3 protein-coding genes and 1 pseudogene are annotated in these 2,460 nt (G+C 69.1%); 3 read left to right on the forward strand and 1 reads right to left on the reverse strand.

Features of this window, described 5'->3' with window-relative positions; genetic code table 11:
- The 3 genes and pseudogenes from G3N93_RS38405 to G3N93_RS38415 all read left to right on the forward strand — a co-directional run.
- Positions 1–121 (forward strand): annotated as a pseudogene (locus G3N93_RS38405) (cobalt-precorrin-6A reductase); the annotation flags it as partial.
- Positions 122–164: 43 nt separating this feature from the next.
- On the forward strand, positions 165–893 hold the full coding sequence (gene cobM, locus G3N93_RS38410; RefSeq protein ID WP_206135374.1) for a precorrin-4 C(11)-methyltransferase: 729 nt from the start codon (positions 165–167) through the stop codon (positions 891–893).
- A gap of 132 nt (positions 894–1,025) precedes the next feature.
- Positions 1,026–1,853, forward strand: a complete 828-nt coding sequence (locus G3N93_RS38415; RefSeq protein ID WP_241026883.1) for a hypothetical protein — start codon at positions 1,026–1,028, stop codon at positions 1,851–1,853.
- Positions 1,854–1,866: 13 nt separating this feature from the next.
- On the opposite strand, the gene G3N93_RS38420 is transcribed toward G3N93_RS38415, so the two are convergent.
- A partial coding sequence (locus G3N93_RS38420; RefSeq protein WP_241026884.1) for an MFS transporter occupies positions 1,867–2,460 on the reverse strand: 594 nt, incomplete at its 5' end.

Raw genomic sequence — 2,460 nt, forward strand, 5'->3', positions numbered from 1 at the left:
GGCGCGCGAACGCCGGCTGCCGGTCGTGATGCTGCGCCGTCCGCCGCTGCCCGACGCCGACCGTGCGTTCGATTCGGCCGCGGCGCTCATCGACGCGCTCGATCCGGCCGCGCACGCGTGAGGCTGCGCGGCGGATCATTCAATGAATTGACGGAGATTTTTCGATGACGGTGTATTTCATCGGCGCGGGCCCCGGCGACCCGGAGCTGATCACGGTGAAGGGCCAGCGCCTCGTGCGCACGTGCCCGGTGATCCTGTATGCGGGTTCGCTGGTGCCGGCCGCCGTGCTCGACGGCCATCGCGCGGAACAGGTCGTCAATACGGCCGAGCTCGACCTCGACGCAATCGTCGCGCTGCTCGCCGGCGCTCACGCGAAAGGGCAGGATGTCGCGCGCGTGCATTCGGGCGACCCGTCGCTGTACGGCGCGATCGGCGAGCAGATTCGCCGCTTGAAAGCGCTCGGGATTCCATACGAAATCGTGCCCGGCGTAACGGCCACAGCGGCGTGCGCGGCGACGCTCGGCGTCGAGCTGACGCTGCCCGGCGTCGCGCAGACGGTGATCCTCACGCGCTTCGCGGGCAAGACGACGATGCCGGAAGGCGAAACCCTCGGCTCGCTCGCCGCGCACCGCGCGACGCTCGCGATCCATCTCGGCGTGCGCCATCTCGCCCGCATCGTCGACGAAGTGCTGCCGCATTACGGCGCCGATTGCCCGGTCGCGGTGATCTATCGTGCGAGCTGGCCCGATGAAGCGCGCGTGACCGGCACGCTCGCCGACATCGTCGGCAAGGTGCAGGGCACGCAGATCGAGCGCACGGCGCTGATCCTGATCGGGCCCGTGCTCGACGCCGAAGGGTTCGCGGATTCGACGCTGTACGCGAGCGCGGACTGATTGCACACGGAGCGGGCGCTTTCGGGCAGACTGGACCACTTCGCGCGATCACGGCGCGGCGCGCAAGCCACCTTACAAGGGCAACGTTGAATGGGTACGCGTATTCGATCGGGCCTGTTCGGTCTGGCGGGAATGACGGCTGCTCTGCTCGCGGCATCCACGGCCCACGCCGCCGGTGAAGCGAACGAAGCCCGCGCCGTGCCTTTTGTCGAGATCGCGAAAACCGCCGTGCCCGATCGCGACTGGCCGCGCAAGGTTTGCGCGTTGGCGTCGGCATCGTGCGGCGCGCCCGGCCGGCCCGACGACGCGGACGAGGCGCCGTCGCTGTACCGAGCCAAAAACGACACGTCGGGCAACTACTACGCGATCCTGCCGGGCCCGCAGTTGCTGAAAGTGAGTTTCGCGTCCGCCGCCGGCTGGAAAGTCGTGCAGCGGTGGGATTTCTCCGACTACCAGCCCGCCGACCGGGTCGAAGGCGACGGCAAACCGCCGCCACTCCGGATCTACCCCGCGCTGTATCCGCTGGGCGGCGAGCGTTTCGCGGTCGCGGTGCTGGCCGGTTGGTCCGAAAGTTACTCAGGCGGTGGCGGAGGCTGGGAAAACGCCGACTTCGTCGAACTGCGGCCGAACGGCGGCCATGCCCGCGCACCACGCGTATCGAAGCTGCCGTTCAGCTGCAGCAAGCAGATTCGCGCGTGCTTCACCGAGAACGACTATCAGCACTCGCCGCATTGCAGCGAAGACTTCGACGGTGCCTTGCGGCTGCGCTTCGTGCCCGGTGCGAGCGCCGGCAATCTCGACTGGATCGCCACCTGGAAGGAGAGCCATTGGCCAGGCCAGGAACCGCAAAGCAAGACCGGGCATACGTCGGTTTCCGTCACGTTGCCGGCAGGACGGGACCCGGTCGCCGCAGGCAATGCGCTGCGCGACAAGATCCCGTTTTGCGAGCCGCTCAACTGAGCGGCGGCCGCTGCTACGCACGCGCCGCGTGCAGCACCCGCTTTGGCGCAAACCCTGCCGCCAGTGCAAACAGCGCGACACACAGGCAAGCCATCGCGATCCATGCGGGCGTCAGGTCCGCGAGGTGCTGGCGCACGATGCCTGCGGCGAATGGAAACAGCCCGGCGATCAGGTAGCCGATGCCCTGGACGAACCCCGTCAGCGACGCGGCATCGGCCGGTGTCGCGGCATGGTCAACGGTGACGATCAGCGACAGCGGAAACAGCGCGCCGATCCCCGCGCCCATCAACAGCGCCGCCGGCAACGCGAGCGCTTCCGGTGCGGCCAGCATCACCAGCAAGCCGACGAACAGCGACGCGATCGCCGCATGCAGCGCGGGCCGGCGATCGGGCAGGCGGTCGATCGTCGCCGAGATCGTCAGCCCCGCGACGACTTCCGCGAGCGTCACGCCGCCGAGCAGGCTGCCGGCGCCCGTCGGCGACCAGCCGAGCCGCATGTAGTACGGCGGCAGCCACGCGAGCACGAGCGTGTACGCGCCGGGCGCGGAGATCGGAAAGGGGGCGTGTAGGGACAAGGGGGGGGGCAGGCGGTCGAGGCGCGGGGGGGG

Source organism: Burkholderia sp. Se-20378 (genome assembly GCF_017104665.1).
GTDB classification, from domain to species: Bacteria; Pseudomonadota; Gammaproteobacteria; order Burkholderiales; family Burkholderiaceae; genus Burkholderia; species Burkholderia lata.

Coding starts and splice junctions, on each gene's coding strand:
- cobM (WP_206135374.1), top strand. CDS start 165: ATGACGGTGTATTTCATCGGCGCGGGCCCCGGCGACCCGGAGCTGATC.
- G3N93_RS38415 (WP_241026883.1), top strand. CDS start 1,026: ATGACGGCTGCTCTGCTCGCGGCATCCACGGCCCACGCCGCCGGTGAA.